Raw genomic sequence first — 2,362 nt, 5'->3', positions numbered from 1 at the left:
CGTTAGGGACTGGTCACGTAGCTTGCGTATGCAAGCGAGTGCCAGAAGGGGAATGTGGCGCAGCCCAAGCGAGGCCTTGTGCCGAAGCGCAGCGTTTCCACGCTGTTATACGCAGTTTCGCTTTTACTAATAAGGACCGTCGTAATTATATTTCTCAATAGTTCTTATAATTTTTTTATCTTTAGATAAATCTACTATATAAACGGTTCCAGCGTATTCCATACCCTTCGTATCAAAAAATGAGAGAGATATTTCAATTTTAGATTTTGAGTCTTGGATTTTGCAAATATATTTAGCATTTAAGATAGTTTCGTCATAAGATTTAAAATCCAAGGTTCTTTCTACTATTTCCTGATCTTCTTTAAGCTCTTCTAAAACATTGTTATACTCTTCCTTTGAGTAAGGTCTTTTTTTCCCATAGATTGAACAATCCGCCTTATCAAAATCAATATCAAAAAGACCAAATACAATTGAATTATTTTTTATATTTTCATCAATTTTGTATTTTAAAAGTTCAAAAATAGGTTCCGAGGTAGTCATTGAAAAATATTTAGGTTTCTTATAAATGTTAGGTAAATGTAATTTCGAATGTTCAATGAATTTTCCATTTATTTTATAAGCAATTGATTCTGAGAAGGCGAAAGCAGTCATTTTCCTTCTAATATTTAAAAATTTAAAATCTTTCGAATGGTCATGATTATCAAATTCAAACGGTTCAATAAATATGAGATTATTTTCAAAACTTTCCCCGATAAAAATATTTGAAGAAATATTCTCATCGATTTTATCTGAATCCATTTTGTCTTTTTTGAAACAATAAGAATCAGTATTAATCTCAGGATCGCATACTGATTTATTTAATATCTCAGAGCATCTTATTAGAAGAATAAGAATACAGAAGGTGAAAATTTTAAATTTAATTCTTTTCATTTTTTTTTTTGCGAAATTGCGTATAACGAACTAGACTAACCGACGTAGGCTGACCCTGAGTCCCGGAAACGGGACGTTAGGGACTGGAACGACACTTGCGTAAGCAAGGGGAGTGCCAGAAGCCTATGTGTCGCAGACCGAGCGAGGCCTCGTGCCGAAGCGAAGCGGTTAGTCGCTGTTAATCGCAGTGCAATTATAATATAGACCCTTTAATTCTATTGTGTAATTTTTCATATAGTTCGCTTTCAGATTCCCAAACTACATGGTTATACTGCCGGGTATCAAAATGTACTTCATCGATTTCATTCTTTTTAACACAAAAAATTACAGGTATATTTAAACCCATAGCATAACCAGCTTCAAAGTAAACGCCAGGGCGTTGTCCAGTAACTTCTGCAATTAGAAATTTACTTTTTCGAATTTCATAAAGAATTTCTCCTGAAATTTCATTATTATGCTCTTTACTATTAATTTTAAATGCCCTGAAATTATTATCTTTGCATGCTTTTTCGATTTCGTTATAAGCCTTATCCATTGACGGATCAAACCACATTGCGACGAAAACTTGCTTAGAATTCTCAGATTTTATATTTTTTTCAATCTCTATCCAGCCTGATTCCTTTATTAAAATACCTTTTTTTACCGTTAGTTGTCCGTTTCCAGTAAGGGACATGTCGTGCAAAATTAAATTCTTTTCCAGTAGGATATTTAAATAGAAAATTAATTCTTTATTATCTTTTGCAAATACATCGTTTGGTTCTATTTCGGAGATGTAGCTACCATAATTTACTTCAATTTTTGAAAGATTTAGTAGGGAGAGTTTTTGCTTTTCTGCTAGGTTCTCCGGATAGTAATTCAATATTTCATCGAATGTAATAAATGTTATTTCCTTATTCGTATATGTTGATTGGTTTTTTTTCTGTTTTTCTTCACAGATAAGAATTTTTTTCCCATTCAAATAAAACATCCGAAGAACCGAAATGAATTTATAATAGACAGAAGTTTCAATTCTTCCATATTCATTACTGAATGCTTCATATGTAATAAATATCGTTCCAAGTTTTTCATCAGTAAAAGAATTTAACGTTGTTAAGGTATCACCCAGGATTTCTTTTTTTGACCAGTTTATATTAAAAATATTTTCTATGTTCATATGAATTTTATTGCATTGCGATTAACGAACCAGGCTAAACGACGTTCCTCGGAGCTGAGCCTACGTAGTAGGCGTTAGCGTCGGCACATCTCCTTGCTTTGCAAGGAGTGTGACGGAGAGGAATGTGCCGAAGGCCAAGCGAGGGCGTAAGACCCGAAGCGCAGTGTTTAGGCGCTGTTATGCGAAGGTAGCTATTGATCAAAAGGTAGATTCAAGAATCTAATGCAACAAATCCCGATAATATAAATCGGAGAAAAGATGACAAAATACTCAAGAATT

At 33.6% G+C, this 2,362-nt stretch carries 2 protein-coding genes; both read right to left on the bottom strand.

The window, feature by feature from the left end:
* Positions 1-126 precede the first annotated feature (126 nt).
* On the bottom strand, positions 127-798 hold the full coding sequence (locus JWG40_RS04140; protein ID WP_232369165.1) for a hypothetical protein: 672 nt from the start codon (positions 796-798) through the stop codon (positions 127-129).
* 325 nt (positions 799-1,123) lie between these two features.
* Positions 1,124-2,083 carry a TIR domain-containing protein gene (locus tag JWG40_RS19885; RefSeq protein WP_232369164.1) on the bottom strand — a complete coding sequence of 320 codons (960 nt, stop codon included), beginning with the start codon at positions 2,081-2,083 and terminating at the stop codon, positions 1,124-1,126.
* Positions 2,084-2,362: the final 279 nt, after the last annotated feature.

This window comes from Leptospira abararensis, from assembly GCF_016918735.1.
Classification (GTDB): Bacteria; Spirochaetota; Leptospiria; order Leptospirales; family Leptospiraceae; genus Leptospira_A; species Leptospira_A abararensis.
The sequence above is the reverse complement of the archived record's forward strand: the minus strand, read 5'-3'. Positions and strand labels throughout refer to the sequence as shown.

What these genes read in the sequence shown, in the direction of transcription:
- JWG40_RS04140 (WP_232369165.1), bottom strand. Translation starts at nt 798, where the DNA reads ATGGATTCAGATAAAATCGATGAGAATATTTCTTCAAATATTTTTATC.
- JWG40_RS19885 (WP_232369164.1), bottom strand. Translation starts at nt 2,083, where the DNA reads ATGAACATAGAAAATATTTTTAATATAAACTGGTCAAAAAAAGAAATC.